The 24,576-nt window shown below is 40.9% G+C and carries 19 protein-coding genes; 11 read left to right on the top strand and 8 right to left on the bottom strand.

Going from position 1 to position 24,576, the window contains the following annotated elements; genetic code table 11:
• Window positions 1–130 precede the first annotated feature (130 nt).
• Together FLL46_RS15400 and FLL46_RS15395 are read right to left on the bottom strand one after the other, a co-directional pair.
• A complete protein-coding gene (locus tag FLL46_RS15400; RefSeq protein WP_142932215.1) occupies window positions 131–1,639 on the bottom strand; it encodes an oligosaccharide flippase family protein in 1,509 nt (502 codons plus the stop codon).
• 228 nt (window positions 1,640–1,867) lie between these two features.
• The gene (locus FLL46_RS15395; RefSeq protein WP_142932214.1) at window positions 1,868–2,515 is read right to left on the bottom strand and encodes a dioxygenase family protein; all 648 of its coding nucleotides are present in this window, start codon (window positions 2,513–2,515) and stop codon (window positions 1,868–1,870) included.
• 417 nt (window positions 2,516–2,932) lie between these two features.
• On the opposite strand from FLL46_RS15395, the gene FLL46_RS15390 reads away from it, so the two are divergent.
• The 5 genes from FLL46_RS15390 to FLL46_RS15370 all read left to right on the top strand — a co-directional run bounded on the left by FLL46_RS15390 (window position 2,933) and on the right by FLL46_RS15370 (window position 9,249).
• The gene (locus tag FLL46_RS15390; protein WP_142932213.1) at window positions 2,933–3,508 is read left to right on the top strand and encodes a DUF6624 domain-containing protein; all 576 of its coding nucleotides are present in this window, start codon (window positions 2,933–2,935) and stop codon (window positions 3,506–3,508) included.
• Between the two features lie 153 nt (window positions 3,509–3,661).
• Window positions 3,662–4,681: a hypothetical protein gene (locus FLL46_RS15385; RefSeq protein ID WP_142932212.1), complete on the top strand. Its 1,020-nt coding sequence runs from the start codon at window positions 3,662–3,664 to the stop codon at window positions 4,679–4,681.
• A 101-nt stretch (window positions 4,682–4,782) separates the two neighbouring features.
• Window positions 4,783–5,502, top strand: a complete 720-nt coding sequence (locus tag FLL46_RS15380; protein ID WP_142932211.1) for a response regulator — start codon at window positions 4,783–4,785, stop codon at window positions 5,500–5,502.
• Window positions 5,503–5,660: 158 nt separating this feature from the next.
• A complete protein-coding gene (locus FLL46_RS15375) occupies window positions 5,661–6,944 on the top strand; it encodes an ATP-binding protein (protein WP_142932210.1) in 1,284 nt (427 codons plus the stop codon).
• Between the two features lie 187 nt (window positions 6,945–7,131).
• Window positions 7,132–9,249 (top strand): CapA family protein, encoded by a 2,118-nt coding sequence (locus FLL46_RS15370; RefSeq protein WP_168204184.1) that lies wholly within the window; start codon window positions 7,132–7,134, stop codon window positions 9,247–9,249.
• A gap of 76 nt (window positions 9,250–9,325) precedes the next feature.
• Here FLL46_RS15370 and FLL46_RS15365 read toward each other — a convergent pair whose 3' ends face one another.
• Complete coding sequence (locus FLL46_RS15365) at window positions 9,326–9,910, bottom strand: TetR/AcrR family transcriptional regulator (protein WP_168204183.1); 585 nt, start codon at window positions 9,908–9,910, stop codon at window positions 9,326–9,328.
• A 168-nt stretch (window positions 9,911–10,078) separates the two neighbouring features.
• On the opposite strand from FLL46_RS15365, the gene FLL46_RS15360 reads away from it, so the two are divergent.
• The 3 genes from FLL46_RS15360 (at window position 10,079) to FLL46_RS15350 (ending at window position 11,891) form a co-directional block, all read left to right on the top strand.
• A complete protein-coding gene (locus FLL46_RS15360) occupies window positions 10,079–10,708 on the top strand; it encodes a YdhR family protein (RefSeq protein WP_142932207.1) in 630 nt (209 codons plus the stop codon).
• 86 nt (window positions 10,709–10,794) lie between these two features.
• Window positions 10,795–11,178 carry a lactoylglutathione lyase gene (gloA, locus tag FLL46_RS15355; protein WP_142932206.1) on the top strand — a complete coding sequence of 128 codons (384 nt, stop codon included), beginning with the start codon at window positions 10,795–10,797 and terminating at the stop codon, window positions 11,176–11,178.
• A gap of 242 nt (window positions 11,179–11,420) precedes the next feature.
• Window positions 11,421–11,891 carry a GNAT family N-acetyltransferase gene (locus tag FLL46_RS15350; RefSeq protein WP_142932205.1) on the top strand — a complete coding sequence of 157 codons (471 nt, stop codon included), beginning with the start codon at window positions 11,421–11,423 and terminating at the stop codon, window positions 11,889–11,891.
• 105 nt (window positions 11,892–11,996) lie between these two features.
• Here FLL46_RS15350 and dgcA read toward each other — a convergent pair whose 3' ends face one another.
• The 4 genes from dgcA to FLL46_RS15330 all read right to left on the bottom strand — a co-directional run bounded on the left by dgcA (window position 11,997) and on the right by FLL46_RS15330 (window position 17,009).
• Window positions 11,997–13,037, bottom strand: a complete 1,041-nt coding sequence (dgcA, locus tag FLL46_RS15345; RefSeq protein ID WP_210418718.1) for an N-acetyl-D-Glu racemase DgcA — start codon at window positions 13,035–13,037, stop codon at window positions 11,997–11,999.
• A complete protein-coding gene (dgcN, locus tag FLL46_RS15340; protein WP_142932204.1) occupies window positions 13,034–14,032 on the bottom strand; it encodes an N-acetyltransferase DgcN in 999 nt (332 codons plus the stop codon). Before dgcN ends, dgcA begins: the two co-directional genes overlap by 4 nt.
• Window positions 14,033–14,180: 148 nt before the next feature.
• Window positions 14,181–15,056: a LysR family transcriptional regulator gene (locus tag FLL46_RS15335; RefSeq protein ID WP_142932203.1), complete on the bottom strand. Its 876-nt coding sequence runs from the start codon at window positions 15,054–15,056 to the stop codon at window positions 14,181–14,183.
• A 213-nt stretch (window positions 15,057–15,269) separates the two neighbouring features.
• A complete protein-coding gene (locus FLL46_RS15330; protein ID WP_142932202.1) occupies window positions 15,270–17,009 on the bottom strand; it encodes a Na+/H+ antiporter NhaC family protein in 1,740 nt (579 codons plus the stop codon).
• A 212-nt stretch (window positions 17,010–17,221) separates the two neighbouring features.
• On the opposite strand from FLL46_RS15330, the gene FLL46_RS15325 reads away from it, so the two are divergent.
• The 3 genes from FLL46_RS15325 (at window position 17,222) to FLL46_RS15315 (ending at window position 22,931) form a co-directional block, all read left to right on the top strand.
• Window positions 17,222–20,101 (top strand): TonB-dependent receptor domain-containing protein, encoded by a 2,880-nt coding sequence (locus tag FLL46_RS15325; RefSeq protein ID WP_142932201.1) that lies wholly within the window; start codon window positions 17,222–17,224, stop codon window positions 20,099–20,101.
• A gap of 125 nt (window positions 20,102–20,226) precedes the next feature.
• Window positions 20,227–21,387 (top strand): M14 family metallopeptidase, encoded by a 1,161-nt coding sequence (locus tag FLL46_RS15320; protein ID WP_210418717.1) that lies wholly within the window; start codon window positions 20,227–20,229, stop codon window positions 21,385–21,387.
• Window positions 21,384–22,931, top strand: coding sequence for an N-acyl-D-amino-acid deacylase family protein (locus tag FLL46_RS15315; protein ID WP_142932199.1), 1,548 nt, complete (start codon window positions 21,384–21,386; stop codon window positions 22,929–22,931). The genes FLL46_RS15320 and FLL46_RS15315 overlap by 4 nt, the downstream gene beginning before the upstream one ends.
• Window positions 22,932–23,047: 116 nt before the next feature.
• On the opposite strand, the gene FLL46_RS15310 is transcribed toward FLL46_RS15315, so the two are convergent.
• A complete protein-coding gene (locus tag FLL46_RS15310) occupies window positions 23,048–24,181 on the bottom strand; it encodes a hypothetical protein (RefSeq protein WP_142932198.1) in 1,134 nt (377 codons plus the stop codon).
• Between the last annotated feature and the right edge of the window lie 395 nt (window positions 24,182–24,576).

Genomic DNA, 24,576 nt, shown 5'->3' with positions numbered 1-24,576 from the left:
ACGAGCCCATTTATTCGAAGAATCATTGTTGCTGAAAAATGACTTAACGATTTAATATCACTCAAATGTCTAAAGCTACTCAAGTGTTCAAAATCATTTTGTAAATTAATTTGTTTTCACAACTTCGAGATTAAATAACCCAACTTAAACGATTCGGTAAAAGAATGCGTATCGAGGCTTTTTCTGACTCGTTCAAGGCTGCTGTAAATTTTAAAGTAGCCAGATAACAAATACCGTACACCGTGGCCATTAGAGTGATTAACGGCCAGACTGAAATATTCAAAGTTGAAACAAACCAGGTTGGCAGTAATGAAACGGTGCTCGCAATTAAGGTGATCACTAGAGAGCGCCAGGGAAGCACTTGATTGATTTCAATATTCAAATATCCCGTGATTATTTTCAGGCTACATCCTTGATAAAGTAAGGTCAGCAATACGCAAGCAACTGCTGCACCATTTACGCCATAAAGTTGAATGCAAATGTAGGTCAGTACAATGTTGACCAGCAGTGAAGCGATGGAAAGCCAGAACATCGCCTGCGTTTTTCCAATCGCTCGATAAATCACATTAAAGGTTGATATTCGGGTCAATAGTCTTACCGTGTAAATCTGAAAAATGACGGTGCTCGCGATGTATTTATCGGAAAAAAGCGCCGGGATCAACAGAGGGGCGACAAAGATAAGAAACAGGCACGCAGGGTAAATAAATGCCGCCATCATTCTCATCGCACTATGCCAGACTTCAACTAGTTCGCGCATATTGTTGTTGCGATAAGCGTCGATAAATTTTGGCATGAGTAAATTATCGAGCGTATTGGCAATAATACTGATGAGCGGAATGTCCATTGCGCCGCGAGTGTACACAGCGTAATCGTCAGGGCTAAACTGATTGCTTACGATGATCTTATCTGCGTAGCGAGAAACTTCTGCGACACTGAGTGAGCCACCAATGGGCAGTGAGTATTTAAATTGTTCTTGAATTGAATAGGCGTCATTTCCTGGTGTTGTCTCACCATTTTGCAGATCGCTTTGGTTTGCTTTTTGATTGGAATAACCAATTCCAGTATAAAAGCAAACCAGGGTAATGGTAATAAATTGAATACAGTGAAACCAAACCACCCAGTTTAAAATTTCCGTCACTGAATAACCCAGGCTTACTGGGGTTAATACCACCATAAAAAATGCAACATTAAATGCAAAATCAAAATTAACAAATGTTGATACCTTTTTACTGGTGATCATCAAGGGTTCAAATATGGAAAGGGGGATCTGAAAAAACACCAGGCATGCCATAATGATGGCGAGGTTTTGTAAATTTGGATTACCCAGAAGCGCGCTTAGGTTATCCATGTTGACCAGGATTGCTAAACTAACAATTGTGGCAATAACCAACATTAATGATAACGTCGTCATGACAAAACGACGTTTTTCATGAGTCTTTGGCAAAAAATAATAAATGCTGTGGGGAATGCCCAGTAATAATGACCAAATCGCCACATTCGCAATGAGTTGGACATGTAAATAAGTGCCATAATCGGCTTTGGTAAAGTACCTGGCCAGTATAATACTCAACGCAAAAATACTGATTTGCTTTGTTGTTTTACTTAAAGTCGTTAAAACGAATTGAGTACTAAATTTCATTATTAACTATCAGGTTTCCTTATTAACCGCTAGAAACGTTATTTGCAATGAAGAACTACACTAATAGCCCTATCACCTGGTTTCTAAAATAACGCAATATAAGCCCTTAGAAAGTAACTATTGATGCCACGGATGCTACTAGAGGATTAAGTCGCTTTTATGACAGAGGAGTGTTTTTTTATTTTGTTAATAAGGTCGCTCTAGAGTGAGCTGAAGTCGGTCAATGGATTAGGTTTTTTCAAGAACTAACGAATATACATAAGTGTCCCAGTTACCTTCAGACATTTTTGTGGATTTAGAGGCGATCATTAAATTTCTTTCTAGCTCGCTTTTTCTGTTTAACAATAAATCGGAGTGATTAAGTCTTTCTCCTGGAAAGTACATTTGAGTAACCAATTCGACATAACCGCGTTTGCTCACTTTAAAGTGAATATGGGGAGTTCTAGTTCTAGTGCGCGATACTGGGTAAGCTCCGGGATAGATTGTCTTGAACTGAAACTTACCTTCTTTACCGCTTTGCACGATTGCCCAGCCTTGAAATGCCGGATCGAGTGGCGCAGAGTTTGTATCGTGGGGATGCGCGTATCGACCCGCTGCGTTTGCTTGCCAGATATCGACAGTCGCGTCCTCTATGGTGTTGCCGTCCGTGTCCTTTACCTGGCCGAGAATAACAATCTTATTTCCTTTGGCAGATTCGTTTTTTCCAGCGATTCTGGTTAGATCAAAATCTTTGTCTTTTTGAGCTTGTATTGGATAGAAAGGGCCGGCAGTTTCTGCTGGTGTTGGGGTTAGCGCGTTAGCAGAATTTGAAACTAGTCCCGATAAACTACTCAGAAAGCTCCATTTGATAAATGTTCTTCTGCTCGGCTTGTTCATCTATCGCTCCTACGTTTTGACACTTCTGGTGTGTGAATGTGCGACTTTCGTATCTGGTTTCACATGATATTACAGCCGGAAAACAGTCAAAAGTTGATTAAGGTGAACTGATTGACCTGGACGGTGAATTGTGTAATTCGAGCAATAGCCCTTTCTCATAAGTTATAGAACCCGCCCATAATCGAAAGGTACTAAAAAACTTCAAGAGTTAGCCTTGTTAATTTGGATTACATATGTAATACTTTGTCGAAAGATTACGCTTGTAATCAAATGAAGGCACAAATTTTTAAGTAAAAAATACAGCAAAAAACAAATAAGTATTTCGGAAAAGTTAGTGATAGGAGAGTTCAGTCGGGTTAACGTGATTCGAAAAAATAATTGATGGATGCCTGGATACCTGGGTATCAGGGGAAATGAATGAAAAAAATATGTTTTGGATGTTTATTGTTAATTGTTGCAAAAAGTTCTCTAGGCTATGAAAAAATAGAGTATCCCACTGTTAGAAAGCAACTACTTCAAATGTTTACTAACGATCAAAATTATCTCAAGCAAGGGCGAAAACAATCTGACAGTGATAACGTTCTCTACGAAAATACAGAAAAACTAAAGAAAATTATTGCGAAGATTGGTTGGCCCACTAAAGATAAAGTTGGGCGCGATGGCGCTAACTCTGCATGGGCTATTGTTCAACATGCGGACCATGATCGAAAATTTCAAAGAAAAATATTGTTAATGATGAAACCTTTTGTTGAAACAAAAGAGATTGAACCGTCTGAATATGCTTATTTGTACGACAGAGTTCATGTCCCTCAACGATTTGGGACTCAGGGAAAATGCCTGGATAATCGTTGGGAACCTCGTGAAATTGAAGATGAAGAGAATCTGGAGGCACGTAGAAAAAAATTTGGCATGGAGCCTATGGCTGAATATAAGCTAATTGTATGGAAATATGGCTGCCAGAAATTCAACAGTAAAATTAATAAGAGAGAGTAAACTTCACAGTAGAAGTATCAATTTCTCTTTGTATTGTTTAATTGTAACGATTTTCATTACAAACCCATACCAAGTGTCTCTATAAGATCAGGTTTCCTCCGTTCAAAATAACGGTTAAATATTCAACACCGTTATTAGCAGTAGGAGCTTAACATGAAAATCTTAGCCTCTCTTTCCCTGATTAGTTTGTTAGTTTTGGGCGGGTGCAGCAGCAACAAAAGTGATAGTACAACATCAACCACGACACCTGTTACACAAAATCAAATTGTCCATTTAATTCAGCCTTCTGATATTCCCAATTACATCACTCAATTTAAGCAGTTACGAGACCAATTACAACTTGAGTTCGATGGGGTTACTTACCCTATCAGCCTGGTTGACTTTGACATACAGGATAAAGTCATTTACGCAAAGTATGAGTTAGGCCTTGCGCTTATTGGTTTTGATCTTGAGGCGGAAAAGCCGATTGAGACGCTAACCTTATTGGAAGGTGATACTTCTGATATTGAGAATTTCTCCAACACAGTTACCCGCACATTAACTGGCAGCCAGGTGCAAACTACACAAGATGGGGATAACATAATTTATCAGGCGACAATGACTGATGAGCAAACTCAGGGAACTTATATGGCGAGGTTAGTATTTAACGATGCGTTAATTAGTGGTGGAAATAGCGTGCTGGAAATTAATGGCGATAGTGCAAACCTGTCTGGTTCACTTGGCACGAATACTTATATTCAAATTGACGAGCTAATTATGCGCAATCCTGAGGTAAGAACTATTGTATTAAAAGACGTGGATGGTTCGGTTAATGACGCAATTAATATGCACACTGGACGTCTGGTGCGTAACGCTCAACTGACAACTTTTATGCCTGCTGATGGTGAAGCTTATTCTGGCGGTGTTGATCTGTATGCGGCTGGCTATCAACGCAAATATGAAACAGGCGGTAAGTTAGGCGTACATTCATGGTGTTGTGTTGATGGAAAACCGGCTGACCAGCTTGGTCGAAATCATTCTGCTCATGGTGCGCAGCTTACCTATTTCAGAGATATTCTTGGTGAAACCAATGGGCCCGAATTTTACTTCTTCACCATCGAAGCCGCGTCATTTGAAAATGTACATGTGATGACTCGCGAAGAGCTAGACAAATACAAGCTCATAACTGACTAGTACTGAAAATAATTTAAGACACATTGACGAATTGTTGTGATGTGTCTTTTTTCCAAATTTAGTATATCCTTGGGGTAACATATTATGCACTTAATACATTTATGTCTGCCTCCCAAAATATATTGTTGGTCGAAGATGACCAAAAACTAGCCGAACTGTTAAGAAATTACTTTGAGGAATTCGGGTTTGTTGTCGAACTGGTTAATACCGGTTTGAATGCCGCCGAACAAATTATTAAAAACGCACCTGACTTAGTCATTCTGGATTTGATGCTTCCACACCAGGATGGTTTATCAATTTGCCGCTCAATAAGAGAGACATACAGTGGAAAAATTCTGATGTTAACGGCAACCAGTGATGATATGGATCAGGTGGCGGCGCTGGAAATGGGGGCCGATGATTTTGTGCAAAAGCCTGTTCAACCAAGAGTACTGTTGGCTCGAATTCGAATGTTGTTGAGACGGTCTCAGCATCAAAGCTCAGATGAGCAAAGCGATTCAGCGACAAAGGACAAAGTGGTTAATTTCGGCAAGCTATCAATCAACCGGTCATTGCAACGGTGTAAGTTAGAAGACGAAGTTGTGCCTTTAACACCATCTGAGTTCAGCTTGCTTTGTCACCTCGCTGAGCATCCTGACAGGGTGTTGAGTCGTGAAGAGTTGTTAGAGTCTTTGAGTGGACTTGAGTACGATGGGTTAAATCGAACTGTGGATAATAAAATCGCACAACTCAGGAAAAAATTGAAGGACGATGCACACAGACCACTTGGAATTATTACTGTTCGCGGCAAAGGTTATATGTTTGTTCCCGATTATTGGTAGACGGTTATTGGTAGACGACTATTGGTAGACATTCGCAAGTTACCAAATAAACATCTTTCTAGCTTGATCTTTGTGTAAGTATTTTTAATTGATAGCCTTGCTCCATTTTTTGCGTTCCGGCTTTGTTGAAGCAGATTTGTCTCTGCCCAGGTTTACTGATGACCAGACTTTTTTTATCACTTTATTTTGGTATCTTGGCAACAATAATGACATTTATTTTTGTGGCCGACTGGATTAATACGTCATTAATTGTTGATGTAGAAAATATTATCGAAGCAGAAAAGTTCAGTGCGGAAGTTGAGCTGTTAGAAAAGCTTAGCGCTCATGTCTCAGAGAGTGAAAAGCAAGTGTATATTGAATTGATAGCCAAACGCAATCAATCGGTCATTGAGTTGATTGATAAAAGTGAAGTGCCGAACGATATTCAAGCAAAGCTATCGGAACAGAAAGTCTGGTTTGATGACGATGAGTATGACTATTTTACGGCATTTAATCCTCCGCAGTACTTTCGTATCAGCGAAGACGAAAATAGTGAGTTGTTGGATGTAGACTCTTCGATTGGTTTAATCATTTTCGTCGCATTTATGTTATTGATTACTGCCAGCTGCTTTTTGTGGTTGATGTCACTTTATCGAAAGTTACGATTTCTGGAACAAGCCGCAGATAAAATTAGTCATGGTGACTTGACCGCCAGAGCACCAGATAAAAAGCGTTTACAAGTGGGCAATCTGAATATTCGATTTAATGAAATGGCAGAGCAAGTTGAAAAACTACTGGCTAGTCATAAGCGGCTGACTCACACCATCGCCCATGAACTTAGAACTCCCTTGTTTCGAATGCAGATACAGTCAGAGTTGTTGGCAGAAGCTAAACCCGAGCGAAAAGCAATCCACCTGGCTGGCATTGAGGAAAATATATTTGAGCTTCAGGATATGATTGACGAGTTATTGCAATATGCCAAAGCTGAGCGAGCGGAGCTCAAATTGAAACTATGTGAAATTCAAATTTCTTCATTTTTTAGAAACCTGGCGGAAAGTCATCAATTGGAAATTAGTACGCCAATTGAAGTTATTGCGCAAGATAGTAAGCTTCAACAGTTTGTTGCCGATAAGTCCTTGTTGGATAGAGCGATCACCAACTTGCTCCGAAACGCTATCAAATATGGTGGAGAGAGGATCAGATTAAGCGTCAAGGAAACTGATGAAAAGTTGGTTTTTTGTGTGGAAGATGATGGTGATGGAATTTCTGAACAAGAGATTGGAAATATTTTTGAACCCTTTTATCGGGCTGATGAAGGGAATGAAAAGGCTATTGGGTATGGACTCGGTTTAGCTATCAGCAAAGAAATTGCAATTCTCCATGGCGGAGAACTTCTCTATGAAAGAAGTTTACTCGGTGGAGCGGCATTTCACCTGTCGATTTCAAATCGGTTGTCACTGTAATCATCGGCAACCATTGACAAAGGTTATTTATGTGCAAAGAAAATGCATAATAATTAAACTGACTTTTGTGTTAAGTTTTGGCATTGTTCGACGATTGATGATGAAGTGAGCTGCAATACTCAGTGAGCATTGATTCTTTCGTCAGTGACTTCACAAAAATAACCTTTCTCAAATGGTGTATATAAAAATGCCGATTAGCAAAATGGTGGGAAATAATATAATAACAATAAAAATTGCGATGTTTCTTTGTCTGGCTTTTATGACTAGCTTCGCAAGTGCCGCAGAATATATCATTTTGGGGAACTTAACTTTTGAAGAAAAACCGGTAGCAACGGATTTCACGATTACTATCAATAATACAGAAGTACTCAAAACCAAAAGCCATTCTTTCGCAATAAAATTGCCTCCAAGTCGGGTTTATCAAGTGACAGTTGAATCCCCTGATTATTACCCTTCGGTCCAAACTTTCAGCTTGCACGAGCTTACTCAACTGGGGAATGCGCGAGCCAGTCGAAATTTACGTTTACCAGATATTTCGCTGGTGAAACGCAAGGAAGGGCGGGTGATGTTTGCCTTTGGTGGTGATGTTATGATGGGAAGACGGTATGAGAAACCTTATTTCAATCAGCCTGTATTAATTCATGAAGATAGCAAAACCGAAGACACCAAATCATTAATTCGAGAAGTCAAACCTTATATGCAAATTGCAGATTTTTCAGCGATTAACCTGGAAACGCAAATTAGCAAAAATAAACCTAAAGAACGAGCTCCCAAAAGTGTTACTTTCTACTCACCACCAGAAACACTTAACGCATTAAAATGGGCTGGTATTGATTATGTGACATTGGGCAATAATCATATTTATGATTATCTCGACGAAGGACTAGTTTCAACATTAGACTATCTGGAAAAAAGTGGCCTTGCATATTCTGGTGCAGGAGTGAATCAAACTGAAGCGCTGAAACCCTACCATGCGAAGCTGGGAGGGAAACAGTATGCGATGCTAGGGTTCGTAGGCTGGGAAGGCGGCTTTACTCCCAATCAGGTTGCCGAAATTAATAAAGGCGGCTCAGCTTTTGGAAGCGATGAAAATATTATTGAGAGTGTCAGTAAAGAAGCGCTCGCGAACAATCCGACCATTGTTCAATACCACGGAAGTCTCGAATATAAAGATGAGCCAAGTGGTATGACTGAGTCCCGTTTGAAAAAGGCGGTTGATAATGGCGCGGACCTGGTGATTGCACATCACCCCCATGTTACCCAGGGATTTGAGGTTTACAATGGCAAGCTGATTGCCTACTCGATGGGAAACTTTATTTTTGATCAATATTTTCATTCAACGCCACATTCTTATATTTTATATGTGTGGATGGACGGTGAAAAATTTCATAGGGCAGAGGTTGTGCCTATATATTTGAAGGGGTACGTTCCGATACCTGCCACTGGAATTCAACGCGATAAATTAGTGAAAAGAACGAAGAGTTTGTCGAAAAAACGCGGCGTTTTATTTTCATACTCTGGCGGTCATTTAGTACTCAACCAAGAAAAAATAAAAGCCAAGGGGCTTACTCAAAAAGTTACTTTTGACCGGGGCGAGAGAACACGAGGGATTTATCAATTTCCGGCAGGTGGAAAGATAAACAAGGTGAGCTTGTCTTCTGACAAGTTGAAATATCGACTGGGTGAAAATTTATTAAATGGCGGAGATTTCGAAACTTATGATTTGTTTCAATCTGCGGAAAGAAGCTGGTTATTGGAGAATGCCAGTTTAGCGAATGAACAGGCGAATTCTGGAAGTTATTCAGTAGCCTTGAGTTTAGATAAAAATCAGTCCTCCGTTGTTGGTATGCAGACCTTTCGAAGAGTTTTTAAAGCGGCTAACCCGATGACGTTTCAGGCGAAAATTTTTAATCCTGAGCAGCTGGTGAACATAAAACTATTTCTTCAATTGAGAAAAACGCGACAAAAATTTTTTGATGCGATCGATAATGGACCTAAAACATTAATTGGTGAAGTCAGCTTGAATGCCAATACAAACTGGCAAAACATCGAATTCGATTTTTACACGCCGAGAGTGGGTTATCGAAGTTATCGCGTGCTTGCTGAAGTTACTGCTAGTGGGAATGATAAATCAAAAAATAAAGGCCAAGTTTATTTGGATGATCTGGCGTTGATACAGTGGCAAGCGCATTTTAACGCGAGCAACACTTTGCCAAAGGAACCGTCTATTTTAGATATGGCGACTCATATCGGATTAGAGCAATTTAGCCCGCAACAAAAACAGGCAACTATTAGTTTTGAATGAGCTGTTGGAGGCTTCATGCTGGCTTAAAGCCTACGTTGAACAGCAAGCAAGTGGCCGGTTCCCCTTGGTTGCTGGATTATTTTTCTGTCATCAAATACTTCGCTTTTTGTTTTGCGGCTTCAGCGATTTCACTTGCAATTTTTTCGTCGTCTACAGCTCTCGACATAATTACAGCTCCTGATAAAGTCGATAAAATGCTCCAGGCTATCTTTTTCTTTTTATTTGTATTGGAGCCAGGTAAGCCAGAAGTGATTATCTTTACGGCTTGAACTAATTGGCTTTCGTAAGCGACGTGAACTTCTTTTTCTGACCTTGAAACATCAACGGAAAGGCCAGGGAGGGCGCAGCCGCCACAAATGTCTTTTCGATGCTCAATATCTAAATACCAATCAATAAAGGGCACTAACCAGGAATCTCCTTTTGTATCACGCCAGTAGCTAAGACCATCCACCAGGTCAACCATTCCTGAGAGAGTTGCTGCTTCAAAAGCCTCTTTTTTTGACTTAAAGTGCCCATAAAATGCGCCGGAAGTAACTTTCGCACTCTTTGCTATTGCGTCAACGCCCAGACCACCATAGCCATGTTGTTTCACGCCCTCTATGGTTGCTTCGATGATACGCTTGCGTGTTTGTTCTTTCTTACTGGTTTGTTTCATCTGCATATATCTCTCTTCTGCAATCCTTAGAATTGTAAAGACAGAGTAATCGGAAGTAAATATAGTGATCGTTATTTTTTTGTTGACCATATAGCGATCGTTATATATAGTAGTTACAAAATATAGTGATCGTTATATTTTTATCTATCAAAACTGTCTACAGGAAAAAGCATTATGAAAACTTTTGTATATACTGAGCTACAAATCAGCATGCCATTTGCAGATGCTCCTTGGTCTGATATCAATGTGTCTTTGTTGGAGCGGCCTGGTTTAATTAATAAAACTTGGCTATCAGGTACCACAAATCAATCACTGGGTGGTTTTTATACTTTCGACTCTTTAGAAAATGCGCAAGCATTTGTTACAGGTTACTTCCCAAGCGAAGCTGAAAAATTCGGGGTTGCCCAGACAACCCGTTTATTTGATGCTGAAATAGTTGAGGAGGCAAGTCGAGATATGAATTCAGCGCACTTTCAAGAAAACGCTAATCAAAAGCCGGGAGCATTTGTTTATACCGAAGTCCAGGTCAATGTTCCGTTTGAAAAAGCACCTTGGCGAGATATTAACCCAGGCCTAAAAGTTCAGCCTGGATTATTATCTAAAACGTGGTTAAGCGGCTTGCATAATAATACGCTAGGCGGTTTATATGCATTTGATACTATCGGAAATGCCAAGACTTTTGCACTGACTGAATTTCCCAAAGAGGCAGCAAGTCTCAATGCGGCTTTTTACACTAGGGTATTTGATGCGCATCCAGTGGTAAAAGCAAGCAAGGCGTTAAACTCGCCATTTTTTATTGAATGAAATTAAAGTTAGATAGATTGTTAGTCTGAGCATAATTTCTTCCCTGAGGAATTATGCTCGCTAATTAAATGAAAAGGGCGGGGTTAATGAATCGCATACTGCACATCATGTTAAGAGTATCTGATATTGAGAAATCAGTTGAATTCTACACGAATATTTTAGGGATGAAGATCTTACGCACCTTCGATAGACCCGAGGAAGGTTATTCGTTAACTTTCTTAGGTTACGCAGAAGAATCTAACTCTTGCGTTATTGAGTTAACGTACAATTACGGAAAGCATCGTTATGATATAGGAAACGGGTTTGGACATTTTGCTATCGGTGTTAGTGACTGTTATGAAGCATGCGCACAAATAAATGAATTAGGGGGTACAGTCGTTCGTGAAGCCGGTCCTTTAGCAGGAAGCTTCGAAACTATTGCGTTTATTGAAGATCCTGATGGTTATAAAATCGAATTAATTGAGCGATAAAAAGGCACGGCTATTGATAACTGCAAACGGCAGTTTTGAGAGTATCGAAATCATTGTGAAAAGATAACAAAGGTACCTGAGTCTTTAGAGTCTGATCAAACTATCAGTGAAGAGCGGTAATATTTGTGAGAGAATGACTATCAGTTGAGTCTCGAACTAGCTTGGCCATCCAGGTGCCAGACGACATGTCAACACATGCGTTATATACTATTCGATTTGTGAATGAAATTTAAAAGATTTATATGAAAAGTGACGTAATTATTAGAAAAGCGCATGAAGATGATCGCACATTTATTTTTGAGCTTTCACCTTATCTGGCTGAGGTAGCTCAACTAGATTGGCATACAGAAAGCGCGGTTCAAAAAATGCAAGATGATTATATTTCTGAAATGCTTGCTGAAACCTCGACACCAAATACTACACTGATTGCTGAGGTTAACAGTGTGCCTTTGGGTTTTATCCATGTGCGTACACATAAAGATGATATTTCAGGGGAAACTTGTGGAACCGTTCCTCTTTTAGCTGTGTCACCTAAATCGCAAGGTTTAGGTATTGGCAAGCTTTTAATGGCATTTGCAGAAAAGTGGGCTAAAGATTTAGGCTGTCGTCTATTACAGCTAGAGGTATTTGCAAACAATTCAAAAGCAAACGCCTTCTATCAAAACATTGGTTTTAAGCCAGAAATTTTGCGTATGACCAAAACGATTGAGTAATTTGCACATAACAAATTTCTCAATCTGGTCTATTTTTTCCAATTTTCCTCTTGCCTTAAATGGTGATTGAATTTTTTGCTTTTGATAAAGAACATAACCAAGCGATCAGGCCTTGAAAAATAATCGAAATTGTTTGTCTGGTTTTTTAGGTTGGGCCGGGCCACCCCACAAATTCGGGTTTAATTCGCTCATATGTCCATTGTCATAGGTAAATCCAAACTGGCGATCTTTTGCTAGTAGGGCTGGCCCATCTAAATCTACAAAGTCAGCATAACTTGCAAGAATAGTCGCCGGTGCCATTGCCAGAGAAGTTCCCACCATACAACCAACCATGATACCTAATCGCTTAGCTTGCGCTTTTCGCAGGAGTTTTAATGCTTCAGTTAGACCGCCTGTTTTATCGAGCTTTATATTGATGTATTGATATAACTTTTCTACTTTTTCTAACTCTTCAGAAGTGTGAATTGATTCGTCTGCACAAATCGGCACTGGCCCATTATAGTCGACGAGTTGTTGATCTATTTCTGAAGAAAGTGGCTGCTCAATCAGCGCGACATTCAGGTTCTTTAGTTCACCAGAGATTGAGTTTAACAAAGAAAGATCCCAAGCTTCGTTAGCATCAACAATAAATTGGCTATTTGGCGCTGCTCGGTTAATTGCTGTCATTCGTTCTAACACTTGATGCTGATCAAACTTGATTTTTATTAGTGGGTAGTCCTTTAATTTTTCCGCAGCAAGTGCCATTTTTTCGGGCGTATCAATACTGAGTGTTTGTGCGGTCACACAACCGGAAAAAGGTTTTGTTTCTGTCAGTGTGGTCACTGAGCTATTGTGCTTTTTAGCTTCCAAATCCCATAGGGCACAATCAAGTGCATTACGTGCGGCACCGGCCGGCAAAAGCAAATTAACGAACTCGGTGCTAACGCCTTTTTCAATATGGTGTTTAACCGATTCTATCTGAGCGATAACCGACTCGATAGTTTCGTTGTACCGATTGTAGGGAACCACTTCTGCGCAACCGATGAGCGAGCCCTCAATAATCGATACCATTAAAACATCTGCAGTTGTTTTTGAGCCGCGGGAAATACGAAACACATTCTCAAGGGGCCAACTCTGGCGCTCAATTGTTACTCCACGAACTCTCACTGCAACTGCTCCACGATTCTGCTAACTGAGTGACGAATTGGATCAACGCATGGCAAAGAAAATTCTTTTTCATATCCGGCGCAGATTGCGTTTGCTTCATCTTCTCCTAACATCGAAGTATTAACTGAGATACCAACAAAGCGTGCATCTGGATTAGTTAATTTCGCAGCGTTTAGATTTAATTCCAATGTCTGGGCGAGACTGGGTAAGTTTCTGCCAGGTATGCCGCGCATGTGTTCTCTTTTTTCCGCATGACATAGTACCAGCGCATCAGGTTGAGCACCGTGTAAAAGACCTAACGAAACACCGGCAAAAGCAGGATGGTAAAGTGAACCCTGGCCTTCAATGATATCCCAATGTTCTGGATTGTTGGGCGGGGATAGTTGTTCAACTGTGCCAGCAATAAAATCTGACACAACACAATCAATCGCAATTCCGTCCCCGGTAATAAAAATTCCACTTTGCCCGGTGGCCTTAAAGCTGACATCAAAATTTTTCTGGGACATGGCTTTTTCGAGCGCAAGGGCAGTATACATTTTGCCAACAGAGCAGTCGGTTCCAACGGTTAACAGTCTTTTTCCAGTACGCTTATTACCTGTGCCTGTTTTAAAAGTACCAACGGGATGGCGAACATCGATTAATTGAACATTATGTTTTTTAGCATGCTCTGAAATTTCGCTAAAACTATCAAGTCTTTGATGTAATCCGCTGGCAATATCCATTCCCGCCTCGATGGCTTCCAAAATATAGGGTATCCACTTTTCGTCAACGGTACCACCGCTATTAGCGAAACCTAACACAAATGTTTTTGCGCCTTTGTCAACGGCTTCCTGAATATTCATTTCCGGGTGAGAGGTTGTCACTTCGCAACCAGGAAGAGAATATTCTCCAATCGCTAATTCGGGGCGCCAGTCAACAACGCCTTTAGCTAACTTGATAGAAAGTGGATCTTTTGCGTCGCCGATAAAAAGTAAGTAAGGTGCTTTTATTTTCATAGGTTTTAGAAGTAATAATCAGATGTTTAATATATTCATCATATCGATTCTAATGCCTAAATAAAGTAATCTATTGAAGGGTAATCATAACCTTAGTCTATGCCTGAAAGTTGCATATCTCAGAGCATGATAGTTGTTCGGAAAAATCTTAAAATTTCTTTTTAAGTGTTTCCAGGAAATCTTGAGTAGCATGAGATAAAGGCTTGTTTTCAAGGTATAAACCTTTAATTGGAAACTCTAATGATTCTGCCAGCTCAGCAATACCCGTTTCATCATTTTGTTGCCCTCTTGCTGTAAACTCATCGACAATACAAATACCTGCGCCATGCTTAACAAGATTAACTGCAATAAAATAGGTTTGTACTTTAACTGCTGTAGAAGGTTGTAATTGCTGCTCCATCATTTCACGCCAGATCAGGTTGGCTAAGGGGCCGCTGTTCCAGATGCTCACTAACGGATGCTCAATAACCTGAGATAGTGAAATGGTTTTTGGGCAATGAGGAAGCAGCGACCTGGGATAAACGGCAACGAGCTTTCCTGTGCCGAAAAATATTTCGTTGATACCCGAAAGGTTTTCAGGTGCAAACATAATAGCCAGTTCACTTTTATGTCGCAGTAAATGTTTTTGTAATTGATCGTTGTGAAGGGTTTGGATATCAAAGGTGATCTTCGGATGTTTCTGTCTAAATTGGGCGACTGTCTGAGGGATTAAGTCGAAACCTAACGCAGGCGTCAGCGCGAGAGAAATTCGTCCGACTTCTTTATTCTTTATATTTTCCGCTGCATCATTAATGGTGTTTAATTGTCGGTAAACACGATCAACTTCTTCAAATAACAATACGGCTTCGTCTGTGGGAACCAGCCTGCCTTTCACTCGATTAAATAGTCGAAATCCGAGCTGCATTTCTGCGTGGCTGAGTACCTTACTGACAGAAGGCTGAGAGACATGCAGCATTTTTGCCGCATTGGTGACTGAGCCCGTTGTATAAATGGCATGAAAAACTTCAATATGTCTAAGACGCATATCAACTATTTAAAATTAAATTGATTAAAAACTGCTAATTCCCCAAATAATCAACAATTACCTAAAAACAATCATTATCACTTTGGCTCCCTCTCACACCGGGAGAGGGTTGGGGAGAGGGGATAGTTTCATCAGCCAGCAGTGTTTCATTAACTACTAATACATATTAGCAGAAATTGGCGACATTATTTGAGCAAAATAGTACAGGTTAAATTACACATAAACGATTGTGATCAAACTCCAGAGCAGCGTTGCGGTGCCTGCTGCAATAGACGCTGGAATGATTTGGGTTTTCACGTGATCCATTAAATCGCAGCCGGTAGTCATTGCGCTGAGCACTGTTGTGTCGGAAATTGGAGAACATTGATCGCCGAAAACACTTCCGTTAAGAACTGCTGCAAAACAGATGGATAAAAATAACTCAGGGTGTGCAAGACCTTGTGATTGTGCAATTGCCCAGACTAGCGGCATTGCCAGCGGAAAAGCGATAGCGTAGGTGCCCCAACTGGTGCCGGTCGAAAATGCGGTAATCATGGTAAATAGCATGAGAACTGCGGGTAGAACCTGGTAATTAATTTGACTGCCCAACAGGTCAATCAGAAACAGTCCGCCGCCGGTTTCTGTGGTAATTCTTCCAATGGTAACGGCCAACATTAAAATTACCGATGCGCTAACGACACTTTTTAATCCATCACCAATACCATCAATAATATGTCTTAACCTCATCCCTTTTATTCCGGCGATAAGAATCGAAACGCCTAGCGCTGCTGCGAAGGCCCAGTTGATTTTAGGAATGCCTAAAACGATAAAAGAAATAATTGCGATAGAGATTAATAACAAGATTGGGAAAATAAATTCTAGATGATGCGGCTTATATCCCTCGGGCAATGAATCTGATTTTAGTTCCTGAAAATTTAATGGTGTTGCGTCCGGTCCATCGAGTTCCCCGGTTTCGTTGGCACGTTTCATGGCTTTTCTAATCCCTTTTCCTGAAAACGTGGTGATATTCAAACTAAGAAGTAAAGTACCCAGAACCGCGAGAATACTATAAAAACTAAATGGAATACTTTGAAAGAAGAAACGAATCCTGTCCGCTTCTGTCGCCAGAAAAGCTACGCCGGGAATATAAATCAGTGCCTGAACATAAGCCGGCCATGGGTTGAATGCCAGGATTGATGCAATGGGCGAAGCGGTTGAATCGACAACATAGCTGGTTTCTTCGTGACTCACTTTCGCTTTGTCAGCGAGGGGTTTAACAGTTGTTCCAACTAATACCGTACTGATACTGCCGCCCTGAAAGAAAATGACACCCAGAAACCAGGTTACCAGCTTAGCGCTTTTTGGTCCCTTAACAACGGTTCTGCACATGAAATCGGCAAATGCTTGCGCTGCACCAGTCTTCGACCAGATCCCTAAAAGGCCGCCTAATAACCAGAGGTACAATAGAATAATCGTTGCCGCGCCTGTTGATGATAACGTCGGTAATAAAACTTTGTCGGTAATATCAAACTTACCGATGAGCACCGCGCCAACTGCGATACCGGCAAAAAGTGAAGACATGGGCTCTTTGGTTAAAAGACAGAGCGCGATGGTGATGAAAGCCGGTAAAAGAGACCAGAGGCCAAGGTGGAAAGCGGGTTTCAATAATAAATATTGTTTCTCTCCATTATCTTTTATTTTGTAAACCCACTGTTCAGATAATGAAGGAGCGGTCAGGCTTTTATCGAGCATTGCTTGGCGCAAAGGAGAGTTTTTATAAGGTATAGCATTATCGATGACGACATCTTTACCTTTATAGCGATAGCTCGGCTGTCCCTGAGCATTAATTTTAACGTCAAACAAAAGCGCTTGTTCTTTCCAGATGGGGGACACAGAAGAAAAAGCAAATAAGCTGGCAATGAAACCAATTACAAAGATAGCTATCGCAAAATGACCATTATTTTTATTGAACATGTTTTTTATTCTCGCAACGTGTCTAAGGTTATTGTTGTTTTAGTTATGCCAACAGTTCTCAGGATTTAAACTATCATTATAAAATTCTACTGTCTCTCTATTTTACGCATTTAGTCCATAACCTCAGGTTATGGGTTGCCGATGAACTCTAAATTGACTAGAAGAAGCATATTTTGCATTCTAATTTCAGAATAAAAACCTGAGGATAACAAATGAAATTATCGGTTAAGAAGTCTTCATCTGTGAAAGAGAAGCAATCTATAGGGCCTTTCAGTTACAAACTTGTTTCTCTCGCAGTTGCTGCGGGATTGTCTTGCCAGGCAATGGCTGCGGAAGAGCAGCAAGCTGATGAGGAGCAAGAAGATTCAGCACCGGTTGTGACGATTATCGGTTCGCATATTAAACGGGCGACTGATATCGGTACTTTGCCGGTAACCACTATTTCTGCAGAAGATATTAAAGATTCTGCAGCGATAACTGGTGATGAACTGTTAAGAACGATTCCTCAGGTCGGAGAAATTGCATTTGGCGCCGAAACCGGCAACGGTGGTGTTAACGATGCGCGTGGTGATGTGGCCTCAATTAACTTGAGAGGCGTGGGAACTGGCAACACTTTAACTTTGTTGAATGGTCGCAGACTGGTGACCCATCCGGGAACTCAGTCGGAAAACTTTGTTCCAGTTTCTACGGTAAATGCTAACACTTTGCCGGTGGCCGGTTTACGAAGTTTACAAGTATTGAGAGACGGTGCTGCCGCAATTTATGGTTCTGATGCTGTTGCCGGGGTTATCAATTATCAACTTGATGACGATTATGATGGTTCAAAAATCAGTCTGACCTATGGTGGATCTGAGGGCACATCATTAGATGAAATGACTTTCAACTATCTTACCGGTTTTGATTTAAATGAAGGACGTACTCATGTTACCGCTTCATTTAGTTATTATGATCGAAACGGCATGCAAGCAACCGAACGTCCCTATTCAGCCAGTCACGATTTGAGAGAATATCCCGGATTGCCAGAAGCTTTTGTTGGTGATACGCAACTCGATAACCGAAGTACTTCAACACCCTGGGGGGAATTTAGTTCCGCCACTTTAGGCACTTTTCATATTCAACCCGATACCATGTCTGGTTGTGTGCAAGATCTTGGTAATGGAATTTGTGCCGATAGCGGTAGCTTGTCGAGAGACCTGAGATATGATCGCGGCGCAATACGTTCAATGACTTCTGATGTTGACCGGTTAAATTTTTATACTTATCTGACACATGATCTGGGCGGCAATAAAGAATTTTTTGCTGAAGCTATTTTTTATAACGCAACCGCCAATCGCATCAGAGAACAAACTCACAACCTGACAGCGCAACGATTTCAAATTGCTGCTAATGCTGCCTTTAACCCATTCGGCGAACAAGTTTCGCTGCGCCGTTACCGACCGGTTGATACAGGTTTAAGAGATATTGAAGTTGAGGATACCAGCTTTCGAATACTCGGGGGTATGAGTGGTAGCTGGGGTGAATGGGATTGGGAAAGCGCTATTTTTCATACTGAAGCGGAAACCAATGATTTAGCGCGTAACCGAATTCGAGCCAGTGCATTTCAAGCGGCAGTTAATAGCACGGATCCGAACGTAGCCTATAATATTTTTAACGGTGCCGATATTAATAATCCGAACACTGCCGATAATACTTTAAATCCGCAAAGTGTGATGACACCCTTTTTGGTTGATGTTCGCAGAGACTCTGAAACCAGTTTGTCTCAAATTGATTTTAAAACCAGTAACGACGCTATCTGGAGTATTCCAACCGGTGAAATCGGCGTTGCTTTAGGCGTAGAGTTTCGCCATGAAACATTCGAAGATGACCGAGACGATTTGCTAGATGGCAGCACGCCATTTGTCGATCAGATATCGGGTGTTGAACTTTCTGGCAGTGATGTCTGGGGAAGTAGTCCAACACCCGATTCAAAAGGTAGCCGTGATGTGACTTCCGCTTACGTCGAATTCCTGGTGCCTTTATTGGATTCCGGCACTCAATACGCAGAAGTTCAGCTGGCGGCTCGCTATGAGAAATTCTCCGACGTCGGTGATGCATTAAAACCGAAAGTTGCGTTTTTCTATGAACCTGCTGAATGGATTAGTTTAAGAGCTTCGTATGCTGGTGGGTTCCGTGCACCTGGTTTGCCACAGGTAACTGCGGAAGGTGTGCCTCGTTCTAACAGCTTATATGATCCGGTGCTTGATAGCACTTATGGTATTGTTGATGTGAGAAGTGGAACAACCGATCTGGAACCTGAAGATGATACCAATACTTCGTTTGGTATAGTGTTGCAGCCGTTAGACGATTTAACTATCACAGTTGATTCGTGGAAAATTGAACAAGAAGATTTGGTTGGTATTTTAGCTGGTTCGTCTCATTTGCTTTATGATTCTCTGTTAAGAAGTCAGGGAAGTAGTAATCCAGCAGTTGTCCGTGATGCAACGACGAATGAAGTCATTCAAATTAATAACGATTATCTAAACCTCGGCATCAGAAATATTGAAGGTATTGATTTCAGTGTTGCCTATGATTGGGAAACTTCATTTGGTGAATGGGGCTTGACGTTAAATGCTGCCAAGCTAACAAAATTTGATCAGGAAGCCGACCCGATTTCTGCGATGTTGATCGCTGCACAAGAAGCAGGCAACCCGGCAGTTCCAGCAGATCGAACCGTTGCCGGTGCGGGTGATTTAATTGAGCAAAATGGTCGTCCTGAGTTGCGAGCCAGAATTTCATTGAACTGGAAATACGATCAATGGGGCGCTGGAATTAATTCTAATTACGTGAGCGAAGTAACTGACACTAGCACCACCGCAACTGTTGATGGAGAGGTTATAACCTTACCTGTTGATAGTTTCAATCGAATTAATGTTTATGCAGATTACCGGTTCCAAGGCGATAATTTTATGAAAGATAGCCGGGTGAGAGTGGGGGTACGTAATATTGAAGATAACGATCCACCGCTAGCCGATGAATTGGCTCATGGTTATTTCGGATCTTTACACTCTAATCGTGGTCGATATTTTTACGTAACCTATAGTAAAGAGTTTTAGTTCGGCTCTGTTTGAGTCTGGTCTGTAGGTTTGTACCTCTCACAAGGAAGTGCTTCGCGCGTTAAGGCTCGTAAGAGCCTTTTTTTGTTGATAACTATTTCAATTCATAGAGAGACACAAATATCGTGTTTATTAAAAAATTCTTTTTAATTTTTCTTTTGTTGGGTTGCACGTCGGGTAGTTTAGCTTGTGACTTTTCTAACGTTGTTTTTGATGCAAGCTTTAGTGCCGCAAGATTAAGTGAGTGTACTCAGCGTGGTGACAATAGTTTCTTACTTACCATTAAACCGGAGAATCATCCTATCAATGATAGTCCATGGTACGCTTTTAAGGTTTCGGCAAAAGACGAACGGAAAATTCGTATTGCGATTGAATTCGTTAACGGTAAACATCGTTATCTGCCAAAAATTAGTCGTGATGGCTTAAGGTGGGCTGCTATTCCTCATCGACTCAAGAATAAGCGACTAACCTTTAGCTTAAAAGTTGATCAGAAACCAATATGGGTGGCGGGACAGGAAATTATTACTAACCAACATTATCAGTCGTGGTTGAAACAGCTTAGTCAAAATTCAAACTATACAATGTCGGTATTGGGAAATTCGACAGAAAACAGGCCGATTTATCAGTTAGAAAGCTTATCACCGTCGAATGAATGGGTTGTTATCACCGGAAGAATGCATCCACCGGAGATAACCGGTGCGCTTGCGCTATTTCCATTTACACAGACACTTTTACTTGACCAAAGTGTTGGCGAAAAATTTCGCAAGCGGTTTAATGTATTGATTGTTCCTAATCTTAATCCTGACGGCGTTGAGCACGGCAATTGGCGGCATAACGCAAAAGGTGTTGATCTCAATCGAGACTGGAATAAGTTTAAACAACAAGAAACGAAATTGGTCCACCAAAAACTCCAGAACATTGTCGCTAATGGCGGAAAGATCGTTTTTGCTATGGATTTTCATTCTACCAGCAAAGATATTTTTTATACCATGCCGACCGACTATGGAATTCAACCACCGATGTTAGTTGAGGATTGGCTTAATCAACTGGAAGCGGAGATGCCTGATTTTAAGGTGATAATCAAACCCGGTAACAATCCGTCAAAAGGAGTTTTCAAGCAATACATTGCCGATACCTATGGTGTTCAGGCAATTACTTATGAAATGGGTGATAATACCGATAGAAAGAAAATTATTTCCATTGCTAAAAACGCCGCACAGTTGTTTATGAAAAAATTGCTGGATACGCCCAAAGAAAAATTTTATCAGCCGAAAAATAAAAAATGATTCTACGAATTTTAGTTTTAACCTTCACTCTCATACTAACCGCGTGCGCTAAAGATAAAGCGATAATTCAGGCGGACATACTGATTACATCCGGGTTGGTTTACAGCGGAGACGATTTGCCAGGTGAAATACAGGATGTTGCGGTGTGTGGTAAGAAAATCTGTTTTGTCGGTCAGGCAGGAAGTTCCGTTAAAGCCCTAAAGACGATTGATGCTAAAGGCAAAGTTGTGACACCAGGGTTTATTGATCCTCATACCCATTCATTACAGGAGCTACTTGATAACGACCATAAGCAAAACTTTAACTATCTGACACAGGGTGTGACCACGGTTATTAACGGTAATGATGGCGATGGAACACCGGATATCTTGCAATTAAAAAAACGCATGCAAGCACAAGGTATTGGTACTAACGTCGGGCTACTTGTTGGCCACGGCGCAGTGAGAAAAAAGGTCATGGGAATTTCCAACGCTGCACCCAACGAAACCCAGTTAGAGCAAATGAAGTCGCTGATTGCATCATCAATGGAAAACGGTGCGCTCGGTTTTTCTACCGGTCTGTATTATGTTCCCGGTAGTTATTCGAAAACTGATGAAGTGAGCGCGTTAGCGAAAGTCGCGGCTAACTATGGTGGGGTTTATGATTCTCATATTAGAGACGAAAGTACTTTTAATATCGGCTTTTTAAATGCCGTTAAGGAAGTGATTCAGATTGCAAAAGAAGCCAAGATTAAGGCGCATATTGCTCACATTAAAGCACTGGGGGTTGATGTTTGGGGACAAAGTGAACAAGCCATTCAGTTGATTAACAAAGCGAGAAGCGAGGGCATCGTCATTACCGCCGACCAATATCCCTGGCAAGCATCCGGTACTTTTTTACACAGTGCGGTTATTCCTGCTTGGGTAATGGCTGACTCGAAACAGGCATTTACCGAGCGATTAAACAACAAGACTTTGTTGTCGAAAATAAAACTAGAAGTTAAGGAAAATATTCGCCGGAGAGGCGGTCCTAAAGCACTGTTAGTGACAGCATCAAAAAATGAAAGTTGGTTAGGTAAAACTTTGGAAGAAATTGCTTTAAACGAAAATCTTTCAGCAGTTGATACTGCAATAAAAATGGTTCAAGTTGAAGATGTCAGAGTGGCTTCATTTAATATGTCCAGTGAGGATATAAATAACTTTATGGTTCAACCCTGGGTGGTTTCTTCGTCCGATGGAACCGACGGACATCCTAGAAAGTACGCGAGTTTTCCTAAAAAATATCAGGAATATGTTGTTAAAAAGAAACTGATATCTCCTCAAACTTTTATTCACCGAAGCTCTGGAAAAACCGCTGACATATTCGGAATTAAGGAGCGGGGACGTATTCGAGTTGGCTACTACGCAGACATTAATGTACTCGATTTTGCAAACTTTTTACCACAAGCCAATTTTTCGAATTGGAATCAACTATCGACGGGAGTTGTTTTTCAGCTGGTTAATGGAACACTGGTTATATCAAAGGGAGAAAATACCGGTGAGCTAGCGGGAGTTGTTCTCCAATAGGCACGTTGTTAAGTTGAAATAATGGTTTTTATGATACTTTAATTAACGCCGGATAGATTTATCCGGCGTTTGGGTTTTGCTTTTATCAATTATTGATTTTGAATCATTATTTCCAGTTACGGATTAGCATCAAGATAACTGATCGCCAGGTAAGGATAATCTCCACTACGCGCTGCTTCAATGCGGACCCAATTAGTCACTTTAGAACCGTCCCAAGCGCCTAATAACATAGACGCGTGTCCTTGAGTAACTTGGGTGTCGGCCCAGTCCCAACAATCTCTTAGTGTGCTAGGTATTGTATTTCTTACTCGATCCCAGTAGATGTGGCCTTCATTTTCGTACACCAATGTTGGCAGGCTTGGTTCATGATTCAGAACATATGAGGTCTGAATATAATAATCCTGATTTTGTTGGAAGTAGGTATAGCCGAATACATTCGGTTGCGCCGGTACTAAAGTGCTGTCGCTATTTTGAAACACCCTCGGATGAAATTTGGCTTCAGTGGCTGTATAGTTCAACCATTCCGTTGCATAGTCATCGTCAAGGTTAGAAATCTTAGCACCGCTGTAACCGCTAGCGCTGTTACCTTGATGTCCCTGAACTAAATGGTTTTGCCAATTGAGTGTTGGGGCAGCAGTAATATCTTCAGAAAGATAGCCGTGGGCCACTGTCTTTTTATAGAAGTGTTCGCCAATTTGCTTTCCACCAGTGGTCGCATTAGTGACTGTTCCGTCGATTCCCCATCGCCCTCTATACGAGTCTTTTAAGGTCCATGAGTATTTTACGTTACCGATAGTGACCGTTAGGTTATTACCGTCATAGTTATAAGACTGGCCTGGGTAAACCCTTTTTTCATCATACTGTGGAATTCGAATATCACCTCGTTTATCGGAGATATATGGAATATTCAAATTTCCCTTAGGCCCATGCCATATTTCTTGCTTTGGCTTACATTGACCACTTAAATGGGTATTGTAATCCATCGTCATATTGGGATGTTTGTAACTGGTCTGAAGGCCATTACGGTTGTTACTAGGCACGAAAGCATAGTAGGTATAAGTTAGTTCTGTCGGCGAGGTAAAGTGGTAATAGCCTAGCGACAGGTAGTTATGGATTTGCCCGTTGAGCTCTGTTGTGTGAGCCGCCGCATTGACAAAATATTTACCAGTTAGATCTTCAGCCCAACTGAATTGTGCTGACCCTATTGCGCACACTGCGAGCAAACTACGCATCAACTTTTTTTTAATCATTCATTCTTCCTCTTAACAAATTTTCACTTACTGGCAATTGGCAACCTGATTAACGATGTTGTTTATTTTGGGTGGCTGCCATCATTTGATTGCCTTGGCAATCGATAACAAGATAGCGATTTTCAGCTTTTTATCGGTAGTAATTGTGAGACTAAAAGTAGTAAAAAGAGGACATTCACAGTGTAAATTTCGTCGAGATAGCAATATTATTTTAAAGCTTGAACTATTGGTAGATATTGGTATATTCTCAAACCATGAAAACGGAAACGATAAAAATGATTTATCTAAAAACTAAACTATTTATTCAAAACACATGCTGTTGTCGCGATGAGTTGCGGCATGTTTTCGTGTGAACGATATTGTAAATAGTCAATATTCAACAAAAGGCCGCCGAT

This window comes from Aliikangiella coralliicola (assembly GCF_007004725.1).
In the GTDB taxonomy this organism is placed as follows: domain Bacteria; phylum Pseudomonadota; class Gammaproteobacteria; order Enterobacterales; family Kangiellaceae; genus Aliikangiella; species Aliikangiella coralliicola.
The sequence above is the reverse complement of the archived record's forward strand: the minus strand, read 5'-3'. Positions and strand labels throughout refer to the sequence as shown.

Excerpts from the sequence above, each read along its gene's own strand:
- FLL46_RS15390 (WP_142932213.1), top strand. The coding sequence starts at position 2,933 with ATGAAAAAAATATGTTTTGGATGTTTATTGTTAATTGTTGCAAAAAGT.
- FLL46_RS15330 (WP_142932202.1), bottom strand. The coding sequence starts at position 17,009 with ATGTTCAATAAAAATAATGGTCATTTTGCGATAGCTATCTTTGTAATT.
- FLL46_RS15350 (WP_142932205.1), top strand. The coding sequence starts at position 11,421 with ATGAAAAGTGACGTAATTATTAGAAAAGCGCATGAAGATGATCGCACA.
- FLL46_RS15335 (WP_142932203.1), bottom strand. The coding sequence starts at position 15,056 with ATGCGTCTTAGACATATTGAAGTTTTTCATGCCATTTATACAACGGGC.
- FLL46_RS15400 (WP_142932215.1), bottom strand. The coding sequence starts at position 1,639 with ATGAAATTTAGTACTCAATTCGTTTTAACGACTTTAAGTAAAACAACA.
- FLL46_RS15370 (WP_168204184.1), top strand. The coding sequence starts at position 7,132 with ATGCCGATTAGCAAAATGGTGGGAAATAATATAATAACAATAAAAATT.
- dgcN (WP_142932204.1), bottom strand. The coding sequence starts at position 14,032 with ATGAAAATAAAAGCACCTTACTTACTTTTTATCGGCGACGCAAAAGAT.
- FLL46_RS15385 (WP_142932212.1), top strand. The coding sequence starts at position 3,662 with ATGAAAATCTTAGCCTCTCTTTCCCTGATTAGTTTGTTAGTTTTGGGC.
- gloA (WP_142932206.1), top strand. The coding sequence starts at position 10,795 with ATGAATCGCATACTGCACATCATGTTAAGAGTATCTGATATTGAGAAA.
- FLL46_RS15315 (WP_142932199.1), top strand. The coding sequence starts at position 21,384 with ATGATTCTACGAATTTTAGTTTTAACCTTCACTCTCATACTAACCGCG.
- FLL46_RS15375 (WP_142932210.1), top strand. The coding sequence starts at position 5,661 with ATGACCAGACTTTTTTTATCACTTTATTTTGGTATCTTGGCAACAATA.
- FLL46_RS15365 (WP_168204183.1), bottom strand. The coding sequence starts at position 9,910 with ATGCAGATGAAACAAACCAGTAAGAAAGAACAAACACGCAAGCGTATC.
- FLL46_RS15310 (WP_142932198.1), bottom strand. The coding sequence starts at position 24,181 with ATGATTAAAAAAAAGTTGATGCGTAGTTTGCTCGCAGTGTGCGCAATA.
- FLL46_RS15325 (WP_142932201.1), top strand. The coding sequence starts at position 17,222 with ATGAAATTATCGGTTAAGAAGTCTTCATCTGTGAAAGAGAAGCAATCT.
- FLL46_RS15380 (WP_142932211.1), top strand. The coding sequence starts at position 4,783 with ATGTCTGCCTCCCAAAATATATTGTTGGTCGAAGATGACCAAAAACTA.
- FLL46_RS15395 (WP_142932214.1), bottom strand. The coding sequence starts at position 2,515 with ATGAACAAGCCGAGCAGAAGAACATTTATCAAATGGAGCTTTCTGAGT.
- FLL46_RS15360 (WP_142932207.1), top strand. The coding sequence starts at position 10,079 with ATGAAAACTTTTGTATATACTGAGCTACAAATCAGCATGCCATTTGCA.